Source organism: Glaesserella australis, assembly GCF_003260095.1.
Classification (GTDB): Bacteria; Pseudomonadota; Gammaproteobacteria; order Enterobacterales; family Pasteurellaceae; genus Glaesserella; species Glaesserella australis.
This window is the reverse complement of sequence record NZ_PTPX01000019.1, coordinates 12794-27091: the sequence shown is the minus strand read 5'-3', so window position 1 is coordinate 27091 and position 14298 is coordinate 12794. Positions and strand designations below refer to the sequence as shown.

Genomic DNA, 14298 nt, shown 5'->3' with positions numbered 1-14298 from the left:
GAATAATGTAATGTGAAACTGTACAAGGAAATCAAACAATTTCTATAAAAAAACCATCTCGGTTATGGTTTTAACGGAGATGGTTTTATGATGATAAGTCTAGTGTCAATTAGAGATATTTTTTGAAATTTGATGCAGTTAAAGCAATCATAATACCGAATAGAATAGCTGCGGGTATGAGAATTAAATTTGGATGAATAGATATAGGTATAGCAAGATAAATGATCCATGCCATAAACATAACGGGGGCTACTGATTTTTTTGCATGGTGATACTTGAATGCCGATTCTCTACCAACCCCGAAGCGGCGTAAATCTCGTTGAACAAGTCCATCAGTTAAGCCGACAATTGCGACTAATATAAATAATGGGCTAGTAAGAATAATAATTAAGAGTCGAATAATAAAAATAATAATGACATATAAAGTTGACTCAATGTATGATCTTGCATAGAACCAAATATAGGCACTAACGCCAGCGTCTTGCGGGGTATTATGTAACCAAGTCTGTAAACCTGTTTTAATAAATAACCATTCATGAATAAATACGATGGTTTGTTCAGCAAGTATGACTGGATAGCTATAAAGTAAACTTTGTTGAAATTGGGCAGAAAACCAGCCAAATTCTTCTTTCATAACATTTTTACTGTGCATAGCACCTTGTTCTGGCCACACAAAAGTAATACATAGCCATTCTATGATAATACTTAAGATGAGTGAGGCTATTAATGTTTTGGTGATCGTACAGAGAAAATTAGGTTGTTTCTGAACCACCTGTTGAGGGGTTGATTGTTGATTTTCTGTCATTAGTGCACCTTACTTTGAGACAAAATTTCACATTGAACTAAAATCTCACCTGGATATTTCTTATTAAATCGAAGCCAAAAACAGAATTCGTTATTAGAATTGGTTGCTTTACCTACATCAGGAGCTGTCCACATTTCAATATCAAATGAATTCAAATAATCAGATAGTCGATGCAAAGAGCATTGATTGTCATGCCAATATGGAAAAATGGTTTTGGCAAAAAAATCTAAACGCTCTTGATCAAACTTCCCTGCACTAGAACAAAGAAAATTAGGGCTCTCTAAATCAATAAAGCGATCAGGAATATCAGTTATCAATACTTCTAAATGTGTTTTCATTGTTTTTCTCTTCTGGGAATAAAGTTTTACTAAGGTTTTCAAACGCTGCGACAGCATCAGAATTAGGTTGGTAGCTATTCACACCTTCCCACCATGTTTCAGTGGTTTGGTAATTGTCTTGCATATATTTTGCTAATTGCTGAAGATCTTTAGGCATTAGATCATCTTTATCTTCTACGGGTAACGGCATACGTATTTTCCATAGTTGGCTACCTTCAATTAAAGCAAAAGCTTGTCCTTTAGGTAGATTCGTAATATCTGCTGCAGATAACATTGGCTTCTGTTTCTGTGTAACACGATCGCCTGTATTCGAACCAAAATGTTTATCTGAGCCAGGATCTGAACTATCCGTAGTACTAGATAATGCCATGACTTCTAATACAGTAACTTCATGTAAATTCTTGGTGAGTACTTCTGCTGTTGCTTGTTCTTTAACTCTTAACATCACAAGTGAGTTGAAGTTTCCAACTATTTGTCCTGCTTTAGATGCATCTCCTGTTCTTGCTTTAATATCAGAAATAGTTTGAGTATATGCAGTTACTTGAACGCCCGCACCACCGCCTTTATTGATTAATGGAATAAATTCATCACCAATCAACTCATTAAATTCATCGCAATGTACATTGATAGCAATCTTACTATTTTTATGAGTGAGAGATTGTGGAAGCCCTTCATTAATACCAAATTTATAGATATGACCAGCCATTGAAACAAGATCTGCAAACATAGAATTTCCAACTGCAGATGCAACCGTCAAATCAGATAATGCATCTAATCCTATGTAGACAATACCACGTTTACGAATAATCTCTTCCCAGTCAAATATAGGGCGTGTATCCGAGATATTAGAATAGTCTGGGGAGAGTAATTCGGCTACTTTACCTGATGTTAGTTTTTCAAGTAACGGAAGTAATGAAGCGACAATTTTATCAAAGTACGTTTTATCGTACCGCACAGCACTGCATAATCCATCTAAAACAGGATCGAATATCTTGTTATCCCGAATGTATTGGTCAACAGCGACTACCATTTCACTACGACCACGCATTGCCAGAGATAAATTTTTTTGATCTATATTTGCAGCTACTTCAGCAATTGCTAACCAGATATTTTTATCCCGTTGATCAAAATAAAATTTTGCGTAATCCAAGAATAACGAATCAATACTACGTACAAATTTTGCAATTTGTTCATAATCAGGACGTCTACCAAGCTCAACGAGAGCTCTAGCAATGATATTTACGAAACGCCATGCAAATTCTTTGAATGCAGCAGAATTCCCAGCCCCACTTAGTTGACCAGAAATACGAGAGGCAACTTCCGTAATTTTGTTGAAACGACCAACCGCATTATAACGTGCTGAAATATCGGGCCAACCCAAGTGAAATACATAGAATTCATTCTCTCGACCAGCTCGTTTAGCTTCAGCATACATACGTTTTAAAATGTCAGCGTCACCTTTAGGATCAAAGAAAATGACAACTTCACGTTCATTAAAGGTTTTTCCACGATGAATGTCTTGAGTAACCAATAATTCAGCTAATCGAGTTTTTCCTACACGAGTGGTTCCTAACACTAACATATGTCCTACACGACTAGCGAGAGGGATAGTTACATTTACCTCATTTAACTCAATACCATGAATAGCAGGAATCCCCTCTACTGGTGGCAAGGGTCTAAATGGGTTAAAGGGACTATCTTTGGAAGTTAACTTGGTGATGAAGCTTTCTTCATGTTTTTTCTCAAACTCTTTCACAAAGGTATAACATTTTGATGGGGCTAAATATTTTTCTCCATTTGCTTGAAAGCAGTCATGCAATCGTTGAGTATGTTTTTGTGTCCATCGAAATCCTAGCCCTAAAAATAAATGTTTTTTCATAACAGGGATTTCCTTACTAGACATAGCATATCTCGGTAAACGCTTAAGATTTCTATGGTATTTGACAACTTTCCAGCCTTCAAGAGCTCGTTTTATACCTAGTACAGTAAAGCCTGCAGAAAGCCCATACCCAATACTTGGAGTTAAAGCCACTGTCCAAGGAGCAATCGCACAGAGAGCCGCCGAAGCTCCACAAACAGCAGATGTATAAAACTCAACAGGCGGTCGAAGCAATGATTCTACTAGAAATTTATTACTCATTGCGATGCTCCTTCTGATGTAATTAAAAGTGGGTAATGTGATATACCTAGTCTTTCTGCGAGAGTGTCTGCGGGTGAAGGTATCAGAGTTAATGTTGGCACAATTTCTCTTAATTCCTGCATTTGGCTGACAGTTTGTACATTTATGACTAATCCCGTGGCATTTAACTCAATCAATTTTTGTCTATTTTTTTCTAGCCAACTTTTGGATGATACATCATAGCCAATTAAGAATATTGGTAGAGCGCCAGGCAGATTAAATTTTCTCGTTTGTACCGTACCTATAGACCATTTATGAGAAATCACTGGTAGTAACTGTTCTTCTGAAAGTTGAGCTGGAACCGCATTTGGATGTATTGGTGCATCCTCTGTATGTACAGGCTGTATCGGTTCATAAAATCGAACAGCGCTTTCTCCACCGAAATCAGCTATGATATTTAATTCTGCAGATACGAGAGAAGGAATAAAGAAAAACAGCGAATAAAAAGAGAGCTTATATTTCATCATAATGGGTTTATCCAAATAATTTTATTAGCGGTTGTTGGTTCAATCCATCTTATTGAAGGTAAATCATTCTTTGATTTAGATATACGACTTTTTGTATTCTGTGTAATAGGTAGATTATTTATTGGAATGTTATTCGCAATGAGTGCATGCTGATAGTAACGACTTTTTTGATAAATAATAAAATCTCGTACACTCATTTTTCTCGTCATACCATTTAGTTTCATATTACGAATATCGTCTTTTGTTGACTTACCAAGTAAAGCTCGGTGATATCCGTCCAAGCCTATATTATGAGCCATATATAAATTAGCATCTGTTACTTTTATACCACGTTGATTAAATTGTTCTGTATGCCAACGAGCGAGAAGCCCTGTCGCAAGTGTATTGATATACTTATTATGGCGAGGATCTTTATGTGTCCCTCTATTTTTACTTGTAATAACACTCATACCAATTGCCTTTCCTTCAGGCATTGAAGCAAGCCAATTCCATGTTCCAACAGTAAACTGACCGACTCCAAGAGCACCTGTTGGAGATCTTTTGCCATACCATCCATCTTCAATTTTAACCAAGCCACGTAACATTTTTTCATTGACTTGATAGCGTTGAGACGATTCCTTAATGTACATATCAATCTCTTTACCAAAACCATAGAATGGTTTAGCTATTGCTGTAGCTATCATTAATAACGGTAAACACATTAGTAAGTGAGAAGCTGCCATTCTCCATCTCCTTTAATTTGGAAAGCGGCTGGCATTTTTCCCTTTGCGTATTTTAGCCAATATCCACTATCGTGATTTAGGGTAATTTGTCTAGATCTGACTTTGGCGATATCAATGTTATTTTTTAGTGCCCAGTTTCGGATAGTGTCATCATTTTGCATACTGTCCACAACATAAATATCAATTGGATAACGTTGGGCATAATCTTGTAAGCGTTTTAAGTCATCTACACAAGATGTGCAGTCTGTACGAGTAAAATAGATAACACGATTGACAGCAACATTAGTTTGACCAAACTCGTCCATTCGGAAAGGGAGTTGATTAGGATATAATTTTTCAAAGGCTTTGTTGTAAGCTATTTGAAACGCAAATTCTTTTTCAACTCTCTGATATTCTTTTTTAGCCAATAGCTCCGCATAATGTTGTCTTTCTTTGTCATTACGAGCCTCTACGCCTAGCATGGTAAGGGGATCTAGGTTTGGAGACCAAATACCACGAGAACCTTTTTTAAGCTCTTCATATCTGAGCCATTCTGTTTGCGTCAATCCCCATTCAGTCCATTTATTTTCTGAGCTTTGTGAATGCTGAATATTGAGACTTTTCTCCACACTTTGTTGTGTCGACTGGGCTTGAGAGATGGTATTTGTTACAGAGGTTTGATTTGCGAATGAGAAGGATGTGCTTAGAACTGTACCAAATAGTACAAATAAAGTGGTAATATGAAATTTCATAGTCACTCCAATATTGATAGTAAGTTGAAGTGACTATGCCAAAAAAGAAAAGTGAGTATAAGAAAAAATTCTATTGAAGTTTAAAACAGTTAATTAGTAGTCCTCAGGAACGATAGCTTCAATTTGTACTTTCGGCTCTATTGGTTTAGGTATGGAAGCTCGTCTTTCGTAACATATTTGTCGTAAAGTATCATGAACTGTTAATTCATATGCTTCACCTGCTAACATCTGTAACGCATCTCGTAATTTCATTGGACCAAATTGATAATGTACTTTAGGAAGTTGATGATTAAATAGGCTTCTTACTTCAGGGCTAGAAATAGAACAGAGAGTATATCCTGTATCTTTTAGCGTATTCCAAATTCCTTGTTCAACGGTCAAATTATAATAGACTTTTTTCTTTTTACCGATCATATCAATATTAACTACTTGCTCAAGAAGATATTTTTGTCCACCGACAGGTGAGCTACTGACAAGGGTATATCGTCCATAACGTACTACTTCAGGGTATTGCTCAAAGTTAGAAGTATAAATATCCTCAGATACAGTTCTTGCTACTTCAATAGGTGCAGGGTTAGGATTTAAAGACGTTGAGGATGATGAATTCACATCTACAGCCAATTGGTTTTCAGGAATCGGAATGCCTGGCGCAATTACATCATTTGGGGAAGAATTATTTTGATTAGATGAGTTTGTCTGTTTTGCACACCCTGTGACAATAAAGGCACTGAGAATTGACAATAATAATGTAGATGTTTTCATAGCGTGCTCCTTTAGTAATAAGTGACTAAAGAATACTATGCAAAAAATCGTTGCTTTTATTAAGAAAAAAACCGAATTAAAATTTCAACAATTTTAATTCGGTTTTGAATTAGGATATCTATACCTACATGAATAGGTATAGATATTATAGTTAAGGCAAATCGCCAGATTCAACAAAAGAGTAAAAATCTTGTCTAGATACGATAATGTGATCGAGTAAACGGATGTCCATCAAACAACAGGCTTCTGATATCTTGCGCGTGATCATATGATCAGCATTGCTTGGTTTTATCATACCTGATGGATGATTATGAGAAATAATAATCGCAGCAGCATTACATAATAAAGCCATTTTGATAATTTCTCTCACATAGACACTAGATTCATTAATCGTACCAAAAAACAACTTTTCAGTCTTAATTTCACGATTCTGATTATCTAAAAAGATCGTTGCAAAGACTTCTCGCTCTTCAAAACCAATCAGAGCTTTTAACATTAACGCTGGGATGCAAGGGTCTGACATGGTCGCAGATTTATCATTGGGATAAATCGCAGCCGTTTCCTGTAAAACACTTTCATATAGCATTTTGGCTTGCTCTAATTTTTGTTGCTGTTCATAAGATAATAATGCGTTCATCATGTATTCTCCTAAATAAAAGGGGAATACATCCCACTAGGAAATGTATTCCCTAGTGGGTAAAGAATGTTAATTTAACCCCAAAGAATTTGGGCTAGTTTCACTTTTTGCTCTAATTCATTGACTGATTTTTTAGCGTAAGTAAGTGAATAGGCGTGAGAGCGTTTTTCTGGGTTGTCTTTCAATTCTTTATGCGTCTCTTTGGCTTGCGCCAATTTGGTCGTAAAGTATTCAAGACTTTCTGGCATTGATAAATCAATTTTCTCAGCCATGGATTCCCAATAAGCAATTTTGCCGTCATAACTTTCGGCTTTTTTCATCTCTTCAACGGCCTTATCCATTCTACGAGCATTGCGATCAATTAAAGCTCTGTGTCGTTTCTCACTATGATGTCCAATTTTAATTGGCTCACCTAAACGAAGAAATTCACGTCCCTCATTAGCTGCTTCACAATATTTCTCGCTACGCACCATTGCACTATCCGCATATCCTTGATAGCGTTCGGCTTTCGTCGCTGCATGAGATTGGCTATTTAAGCCATCACAGCGAACAAATGAATAGAAGTAAAACCCATCTTGTTGTTTGACAAGATTATGTATTTCAACCTCTGTTTCATTGCCGTATTTACTGGTAAGTACAATGCATTCGCCTTTAGCATGAGCTTCTGGGCATTTAGCAACAAAAACATTAGGTGCAAATTTAGCATAAGTGTTAGTAGTCATCGTATATTCCTCAAAAAATGAAGGAAAATACGATTCCCAAAGGGAGTGTATTTCCCTTCAGGGGTTGTTAGTGTAAAATTTAGTGAATTCGATTTTGTTTGACACAGTCCCAATAATCATCGACGGTACAAATATCCCAATCATTGATCAAAAGGTGAGTATCCAATCGAATTATACTAATCGTCATCATAGTCATCATCGTCATGGCCATATAAAGCATTATAAGCCTCTCTTATTGCTTCATCCGATTCTAATTTGGCATTAGCTATAGATGAGACAGAAAGATCAAATCCTTGCTTTAATGCTACTGAGATAAAACATTGCCTTTCTTCATCATTTAAACGATAAGCATAATCGCTTAATCGTAATAAAACGTTATAAAGCCATTGTTCAGGAACCATTGATTGATACACACTATTGACAATACGTTGTACTAAAACATCCGCACGAATACGGTCATATATCTCTACGAGCGGAAAAGGTTTAGAATAAAAGTTGGTAATAAACATAGTAAACTCCTAGTAGAACAAAGCCCAACAGTCGTTGGGCTTTATAGGTTAAGCATTTGATTCATCTGTATCTCGTTTAGGCTCTTGGTATTTCAATTCGCCATCAATTTTAAGCATCTTAATGCGAATCAAGCGACCTTTTAAGGTCGTACCAGTATCGCCTTTTTTATGGTATTTACTATCACTTGTGTAAGTGAACGTATCGACCCAGAGATCTGCCATTACGAACGAAATAAGCACTTTCTTTTTCGCCTCTACAGCTTCTTGGCAACGTCTGATAAGTTTTTCAGTTTCAGCGCCAACGACATTCATATCGAAATAACGATATTCAGGTTCGTCAGATGAGCCAACTAATGCAGCGATACGGCAAGCTACAAATTCATTTCCTTTTTTTGGTTTTACGATACGAATATCGTTAATATAACCAATACCAGAAGTGTGTAAGTTAAAGTAGCTAGCTTTTTGAGTAGAAGTTTGAGTAGTCATAGTTTGTTTCTCCAAATGTAAAAAAAGCGGAGAAACATCCTTGCCCAACACGGGAAAAATGTTCCCCGCTAGGGTTAATTGTTTGGGACCACAAGAGATTTTTCTTATGGAAGAATATGGTTAAAGAGACATTCCTGCATAATGGAACAAAGTTCATCAAAAGCAGAATCGCTTTTCAGAATGCTGAGCGATATTTGGGAGTTTTAGTTCATCTATACACGATAGAGCGTCGCTTTTCAGGAACTATGCGACTTACTAAGTGCTATCAACGATAGCTGCTTAATGCTGATAAACATAAACCTAAGTATGTTTTTATTAAACAATAAATTGAATATTGAATTTAGATATTTAATCCGATACACAAGAGAGAAAATAAAAACCCTAGAATTTTACTTCTAGGGCTTTGACTAGGATAAGATTAAAAATCAATGATTACATACAAAGACTAAAATCCAGATAAATTTGACCATATAATACAGACTAATAAATAGCATCTGTTCTCGTCAAGACATTACTATTTGCATCTACACTATCCGATAACGATGTGGTCTTTTATCGGCATAACACGCACCAAATGGCACAAAGGGCACCCATTTTTTCACCAGTGGGCACTGGTTAAGATAAATGTGCATTGCTGCAAAGACAGAAATAGATTTTGTCAAAATCCATTTTTGTCTTTGCAACAAATAACGTAGAGATAGCGAAAGCCTAAGTAAAATAAACACTCATAAGCGAACTTATAACTCTCTTTCAGAGTGCCGAGAGTATTTTGGATTGTCATTTGATACCGACAAATGACCAAAACGGATATATCGTTTGAATTTTAGCACGCTAAAGAGCAAAGATCTATTTGGGTTTAGCTTAAGACTTTTCCCCGAAACTGATCGTCCTTTTTCGTTGTAAATTTGCGCTTTTTCTTTACTGTCCCAATATTTTCAATGCCATCACAAGATGGGTATTTTGTACAACCCCAAAAAAGTCCATTCTTACCGTTACGTTTAGTCATTGGGGAACCGCATTTAGGGCATTTTTTGATTTCAACATTACCCATATTCATACCTTGAGATAAACAGACCTTCATTAAATGACGAATAAAATCTTCCTGCTTTTTCATGAACTCAGTGAGGGTCAAAGAACCTTCTGCTATTTGGTTAAGAGCTTGTTCCCATAGTGCGGTTAAACCAGGGTTTTTCAATAAATCAGGTAAGCTATCAATAAGAGCCACAGCTTCGGCAGAAGCGAGAAGAGATTTTTTCTTTTTAAGTAAAAAACCTTTGTCGATCAAACCTTGAATTAGTCCTGCTCTTGTAGCTTCTGTCCCAAGCCCTTCTGTTTCCCGCAATCGTTGTTTTAGCCGTGGATCGGTAACAAAGCGAGCGGCATTTTTCATTGCTTCAAGCAATGTACCTTCAGTATAGTGAGCGGGAGGTTTAGTTTGCAGAGTTCGAATATCAGTTTGAGTCACTTGGCACTGCTGATGAGTATTTAATACAGGAAGTCCCTGTTTGTCGTCTCCTCCATCTTCTTCATCAGCATGTTGACCAAATAAGATACGCCATCCTGGAGTAACAATGACATTCCCTCTCGCAATCAATGTGTGCCCAGCAGACTGGAGTGTGACGATAGTTTTATCTGTTTCTAAATGAGGTAAGAACTGAGCCAAATAACGACGGCGAATTAGATCATAGACTTTCATTTCATCATCATTTAGTTTGCTAAGATCAGCTTTTTTGATAGTTGGGATAATGCCGTGGTGAGCAGTGATTTTTTTATCATCCCAAGCTCTACTTTTTTGTTGTATATTTAGACGTGGCAATAAATTTTGCAAATGGGCATCTGAGCTGACTAATGCACGAATCACCATAGGGGCATCTGTAAATTGTGATTCTGGGAGATAGCCACAATCAGAGCGAGGATATGTTGTAATTTTATGTATTTCATATAAGGATTGTGCAATATCTAAGACCTGTTGTGCACCAAAACCAAACAAGCGGTTACATTCTCCCTGTAAATCACTCAACGCATACAGTAACGGTGGAGCTTTTTTCTCTCGCTTGGTTTCAACAGAAATGACCTTAGCTGTACCTGCTTGCTTAATTTGGGGCTCAGCTTGTTGTATGACACGACTATCAAGACAAAGTCCTGATTCATCTAAATATTGCTCAGGTACTGAAAGTCCAGCGATAAATTTTTCACCAGTAGAAGTTGCCAACTGAACGGATAACGCATAATGTGATTTAGGTACAAAATTTGCAATTTCTCTGTCACGATTTACTACAAGAGCGAGCGTAGGGCTTTGCACTCGCCCAACACTCAGTGGTTTTCCTGAATATCCCTTTGACTGAGCCATCAAAGTAAACAAACGAGAAAAATTCATACCAATTAACCAATCTGAACGACTACGTCCCATGCCTGCATAATAGAGAGATTCTGTCTCTTTGCCTAGTTTGAGAGATTGTAATGCCTTGCGAATACTAGCATCATCAAGAGCAGATAGCCAGCAACGCTGAATTTGCCCACGGTATCCTGCTAAATCAAGTAATTCACGAGCAATCATTTCACCTTCTCGATCCGCATCGGTGGCAATGACTACTGAAGATGCTTTCTTGATAAGTCCAATCACTACATTGAATTGTTTCTTAGATTCTTTTTTAGCTGACATTTTCCATTGAACAGGAATAATCGGGAGAGTTTCAAATGACCAGCGTTTCCATGCTTCATCGTAATTTTCTGGTTGATATAGTTCAACTAAATGACCGAATCCCCAAGTCACGACAATAGATTTATCTTGTGTTGTTAAAAGTCCATCACCATTCACCGTGGCGCCTAATACATTAGCTAGATCTCTTCCCTGAGAAGGTTTTTCACAAAGATAGAGCTTCATACGATATCTCCTACAATATTTGAAGAATTTAATAATAGATATGCAAAAAATAGAGAACAATTATTAATTGTTTGGGAAAGGGAAATAAAAAACGGCATCCTTTCGGATGCCAAGTATGCCAACCTAGTTAGATCGTTGTGGTCTTTCTAGGGTCTATCTGTGTTGTTATAAACTCTATTCTTACAGAAAATAGTTAATAGCAATAGAATTATATGTAAATTCAATTTTTTTATTTAATAGCTTTTAGAATATCAGCTTTAATTTCAGCAGCAAAACTTTTACTCCCACGAACCTTCCAAAATATTTGGGTGCCTTTGCCATCTTTTTCTAGTGTCACATCTACATAATATTGACCTTTATTACCGAATGTTTCAGCCATACGATAGTAGACACCAGGCGTTCTTTCATGAACATATCCACCTTCAGTGATAGCAGCTTCTTTCCATTTACAGCTAATATCAACATTTGGATTACATTTCATGGCTTCTTCTTTGGTAGCGAAACCGATTTCTCGCTTAATACGCACATAGAGTGTATCTATATCTCTTTTTGAAGTAATAGAGTCTTCAGTTACCTGTCTATTTGAATTGATAGATTGATTAATGTTACCAGCCCAATCTCCAACCTTACTATTAATTTCCGAAAGTTCAGCACAGCTTGAAATTAGTAGCATAGAAATAATACATAAACTGTGTTTGATGTAACGCATGTAATTCCCCTTAAAAATGAGTACCTGAATAGATTAAATGAACATCTATGGTGGCCACTTGTTTTACTACGCTGGCCCAACGTAAGGTTGTGTTAGTTAAATTACATAAATAGAATGTTTGCTAAAACCGTGGTGAATTGGAGAAAATGGAATATCATCATCGAAATTATCCATCGGTGGTTCAGGTTGTGGAGAGTGTTTTTGTTGAGATTTTGTCTGCGATTCACCTAAAGGTGGTGGAAAATTGCTTGGTTTACTGTCTAACATCTGTAACTCAGAAGCCCAAATTTCTGTGGTATAGCGATCGACACCATTTTGATCTTGCCATTTGCGTGTTTTCAATTTTCCTTCAATGTATACTTTCGAACCTTTATGTAAGTATTGCCCTGCCACTTCAGCTTGACGGCGAAATAATACAATACGATGCCATTCAGTGACTTCTTTCCGTTCCCCCGTATTCTTATCATTCCACACATCACTTGTAGCAACACTGAGTGTTGTTACAGCATCACCATTAGGCATAGTACGAACATCAGGATCTGTACCAAGATTACCAATAATTGTGACCTTATTCACGCCAGACATAGTCATTCTCCTTGTAAGTATAAGTAGTTGCTTTATTAGACGACATTTATCACTTAAAGAGATCAATTAATTGAACTTGTTTTGCCATGAATTTCTATCTTACTCAATTTAGTGATCGATTGATAATTCATTATCCACTTCAATACTAAATCTGGTTTTTACAATCGACATTATTACTCCGTAAGACAAAGGCTTTTTCTCGTCAAGGGTAAGGGGGCTTGCACCCTTACCCTTAAAGGCCTTTTATTACAGGCTATGCATACATGATATTTCTAGGCTATGCATACATGATATTTCTAGGCTTTGCATACATTATTTAACATACTGTTCAATTTGGTTCAGCTTATCTTTACACTCTGTTAGCTGTCGAATAATGTGAGCAATAATTGCCATTTGCATATTTAATGTAATACGCTCTTTTTCAGCCTGTACCAAAGATGCCTTTAGTGATTCAGGCTGGTTAGGATCTAAAATAATACTTCTCCAAGCAAATTCTCCATTTTTAGAATTACTGATATTTCGCCATCGTAAATAGCTTGCACCTGAGCGACTAGCATTATCCTTAATAAACAGAAGGGGCAATGTAGAGATCAGGTTCTCTGATATTCCCTTTATCATAGCGGGCTGAAGTTCAATAAAGCCCTGACGCACTTTATGAGCTTCATCAAGTAAGAGCTCATAAGTTTCTATATTTTCAATCTTACCGAATAGACTACGAATAAACCCATTCAGATTGGTTTTCTGCGTCAACGTTTTATACATATCTTCAGGGATGAGACTGTAAACATTCATGAATTTACTCCATTACTTCTGAATCGCTTGTTACATCATCAAGTTCTGAGCCAGATTGCTGATTTTTAATGTTTGGAGCAAACATAGCTCGTTTTTCACCACTAAGAATATCTGTTGGTAATTCAAATCTGAGTCGTTTTATCGCCTCTTGGTAGCGGACATTATTATCTCGAGCATCCTGTCGAGTTATCCCTGAATTTTTATAATTATCAACGACACCAAAACATTTTCGAATAAGTCCTGCACCAGTTTCTAGCCACTCACGAGCCTGATCTTTGGTCATGATAGCAATATGCGATGCTGTCATTACAGAGCGAGCAAGCATATCGAATTCTGATAATAGATAAATTAGTTTATAACCTAATTGAGAGTTTACATAGATAGGATAAGTGACAGGTGAAATATTGGCACAGCGAGAAATATCAATACCTTCAGGAATATTATCGGCATAAATATCAACAAGATCACTGATAAGTTTTTTCATTTCAGCAGTGTATTGTAAAACTTTATCTTCAAAGTTTATCAAATACCAGTCTGCGTAAGGGTCGTCGTTACTAGCATCTTTTTGAATTTGAGAAAGAATCGAGAGACATGCAGGCATGCTAAGGATTTGTGGTTTAATGATCTTATCGCCCTCTCGAACAATTGGGCGTCCTAACCACATTTTAGTGGCATATTGAGAATGAAGTGTGAGCGTAATATTACTACGTAATGCACCTAATTCATGGTTATATTCCTGAGTCATAATTTACCCCTTTTATTTTGATTAAAAATTGCACCAACTGTCGCCAGTGGCGACACTTTGTATATTTTTTGTACCAACTGCCACCTAGGGTGGCACTTTGTATATTTTTTGCACCAACTGTCGCCAGTGGCGACACTTTGTATATTTTTTGTACCAACTGTCGCCCAGGGCGACACTTTGTATATTTTTTGTACCAACTGCCACCTAGGGTGGCACTTTGTATAT

16 protein-coding genes are annotated in these 14298 nt (G+C 36.7%); all 16 read right to left on the bottom strand.

The genetic code is table 11. The annotated features are described in order from the left end of the window. Positions 1-109 precede the first annotated feature (109 nt). Positions 110-805, bottom strand: a complete 696-nt coding sequence (locus tag C5N92_RS10120; protein ID WP_111750730.1) for a TIGR03747 family integrating conjugative element membrane protein — start codon at positions 803-805, stop codon at positions 110-112. Further along, complete coding sequence (locus C5N92_RS10115) at positions 805-1143, bottom strand: hypothetical protein (protein WP_021112530.1); 339 nt, start codon at positions 1141-1143, stop codon at positions 805-807. The genes C5N92_RS10120 and C5N92_RS10115 overlap by 1 nt, the downstream gene beginning before the upstream one ends. Beyond that, positions 1112-3283, bottom strand: coding sequence for a type IV conjugative transfer system coupling protein TraD (gene traD, locus C5N92_RS10110; protein ID WP_021112508.1), 2172 nt, complete (start codon positions 3281-3283; stop codon positions 1112-1114). The genes C5N92_RS10115 and traD overlap by 32 nt, the downstream gene beginning before the upstream one ends. Then, a complete protein-coding gene (locus C5N92_RS10105; protein ID WP_342767565.1) occupies positions 3280-3789 on the bottom strand; it encodes an integrating conjugative element protein in 510 nt (169 codons plus the stop codon). The genes traD and C5N92_RS10105 overlap by 4 nt, the downstream gene beginning before the upstream one ends. Further along, positions 3786-4511 (bottom strand): hypothetical protein, encoded by a 726-nt coding sequence (locus tag C5N92_RS10100; protein ID WP_111750729.1) that lies wholly within the window; start codon positions 4509-4511, stop codon positions 3786-3788. Before C5N92_RS10100 ends, C5N92_RS10105 begins: the two co-directional genes overlap by 4 nt. Next, a complete protein-coding gene (locus C5N92_RS10095; RefSeq protein WP_111750728.1) occupies positions 4490-5242 on the bottom strand; it encodes a TIGR03759 family integrating conjugative element protein in 753 nt (250 codons plus the stop codon). Before C5N92_RS10095 ends, C5N92_RS10100 begins: the two co-directional genes overlap by 22 nt. A gap of 93 nt (positions 5243-5335) precedes the next feature. Then, positions 5336-6004 carry a PFGI-1 class ICE element type IV pilus protein PilL2 gene (gene pilL2 / locus C5N92_RS10090; protein ID WP_111750727.1) on the bottom strand — a complete coding sequence of 223 codons (669 nt, stop codon included), beginning with the start codon at positions 6002-6004 and terminating at the stop codon, positions 5336-5338. A 151-nt stretch (positions 6005-6155) separates the two neighbouring features. Next, the gene (gene radC, locus C5N92_RS10085; RefSeq protein WP_111750726.1) at positions 6156-6644 is read right to left on the bottom strand and encodes a RadC family protein; all 489 of its coding nucleotides are present in this window, start codon (positions 6642-6644) and stop codon (positions 6156-6158) included. 71 nt (positions 6645-6715) lie between these two features. Next, a complete protein-coding gene (locus C5N92_RS10080) occupies positions 6716-7363 on the bottom strand; it encodes a DUF3560 domain-containing protein (protein WP_111750725.1) in 648 nt (215 codons plus the stop codon). 176 nt (positions 7364-7539) lie between these two features. After that, on the bottom strand, positions 7540-7872 hold the full coding sequence (locus tag C5N92_RS10075) for a hypothetical protein (protein ID WP_111750724.1): 333 nt from the start codon (positions 7870-7872) through the stop codon (positions 7540-7542). A 48-nt stretch (positions 7873-7920) separates the two neighbouring features. Then, positions 7921-8358, bottom strand: coding sequence for an STY4534 family ICE replication protein (locus tag C5N92_RS10070; protein WP_021112535.1), 438 nt, complete (start codon positions 8356-8358; stop codon positions 7921-7923). A gap of 856 nt (positions 8359-9214) precedes the next feature. After that, on the bottom strand, positions 9215-11242 hold the full coding sequence (locus tag C5N92_RS10065; RefSeq protein ID WP_111750723.1) for a DNA topoisomerase III: 2028 nt from the start codon (positions 11240-11242) through the stop codon (positions 9215-9217). A gap of 229 nt (positions 11243-11471) precedes the next feature. Then, positions 11472-11951 carry a hypothetical protein gene (locus C5N92_RS10060; protein ID WP_021112590.1) on the bottom strand — a complete coding sequence of 160 codons (480 nt, stop codon included), beginning with the start codon at positions 11949-11951 and terminating at the stop codon, positions 11472-11474. A gap of 96 nt (positions 11952-12047) precedes the next feature. Beyond that, on the bottom strand, positions 12048-12536 hold the full coding sequence (gene ssb / locus C5N92_RS10055) for a single-stranded DNA-binding protein (RefSeq protein ID WP_021112584.1): 489 nt from the start codon (positions 12534-12536) through the stop codon (positions 12048-12050). 312 nt (positions 12537-12848) lie between these two features. After that, positions 12849-13328, bottom strand: coding sequence for a DUF3158 family protein (locus C5N92_RS10050; protein WP_111750722.1), 480 nt, complete (start codon positions 13326-13328; stop codon positions 12849-12851). Between the two features lie 4 nt (positions 13329-13332). Beyond that, a complete protein-coding gene (locus tag C5N92_RS10045) occupies positions 13333-14073 on the bottom strand; it encodes a PFL_4669 family integrating conjugative element protein (protein WP_111750721.1) in 741 nt (246 codons plus the stop codon). Positions 14074-14298 lie beyond the last annotated feature (225 nt).

Coding starts and splice junctions, on each gene's coding strand:
- C5N92_RS10120 (WP_111750730.1), bottom strand. CDS start 805: ATGACAGAAAATCAACAATCAACCCCTCAACAGGTGGTTCAGAAACAA.
- C5N92_RS10115 (WP_021112530.1), bottom strand. CDS start 1,143: ATGAAAACACATTTAGAAGTATTGATAACTGATATTCCTGATCGCTTT.
- traD (WP_021112508.1), bottom strand. CDS start 3,283: ATGAGTAATAAATTTCTAGTAGAATCATTGCTTCGACCGCCTGTTGAG.
- C5N92_RS10105 (WP_342767565.1), bottom strand. CDS start 3,789: ATGATGAAATATAAGCTCTCTTTTTATTCGCTGTTTTTCTTTATTCCT.
- C5N92_RS10100 (WP_111750729.1), bottom strand. CDS start 4,511: ATGGCAGCTTCTCACTTACTAATGTGTTTACCGTTATTAATGATAGCT.
- C5N92_RS10095 (WP_111750728.1), bottom strand. CDS start 5,242: ATGAAATTTCATATTACCACTTTATTTGTACTATTTGGTACAGTTCTA.
- pilL2 (WP_111750727.1), bottom strand. CDS start 6,004: ATGAAAACATCTACATTATTATTGTCAATTCTCAGTGCCTTTATTGTC.
- radC (WP_111750726.1), bottom strand. CDS start 6,644: ATGATGAACGCATTATTATCTTATGAACAGCAACAAAAATTAGAGCAA.
- C5N92_RS10080 (WP_111750725.1), bottom strand. CDS start 7,363: ATGACTACTAACACTTATGCTAAATTTGCACCTAATGTTTTTGTTGCT.
- C5N92_RS10075 (WP_111750724.1), bottom strand. CDS start 7,872: ATGTTTATTACCAACTTTTATTCTAAACCTTTTCCGCTCGTAGAGATA.
- C5N92_RS10070 (WP_021112535.1), bottom strand. CDS start 8,358: ATGACTACTCAAACTTCTACTCAAAAAGCTAGCTACTTTAACTTACAC.
- C5N92_RS10065 (WP_111750723.1), bottom strand. CDS start 11,242: ATGAAGCTCTATCTTTGTGAAAAACCTTCTCAGGGAAGAGATCTAGCT.
- C5N92_RS10060 (WP_021112590.1), bottom strand. CDS start 11,951: ATGCGTTACATCAAACACAGTTTATGTATTATTTCTATGCTACTAATT.
- ssb (WP_021112584.1), bottom strand. CDS start 12,536: ATGTCTGGCGTGAATAAGGTCACAATTATTGGTAATCTTGGTACAGAT.
- C5N92_RS10050 (WP_111750722.1), bottom strand. CDS start 13,328: ATGAATGTTTACAGTCTCATCCCTGAAGATATGTATAAAACGTTGACG.
- C5N92_RS10045 (WP_111750721.1), bottom strand. CDS start 14,073: ATGACTCAGGAATATAACCATGAATTAGGTGCATTACGTAGTAATATT.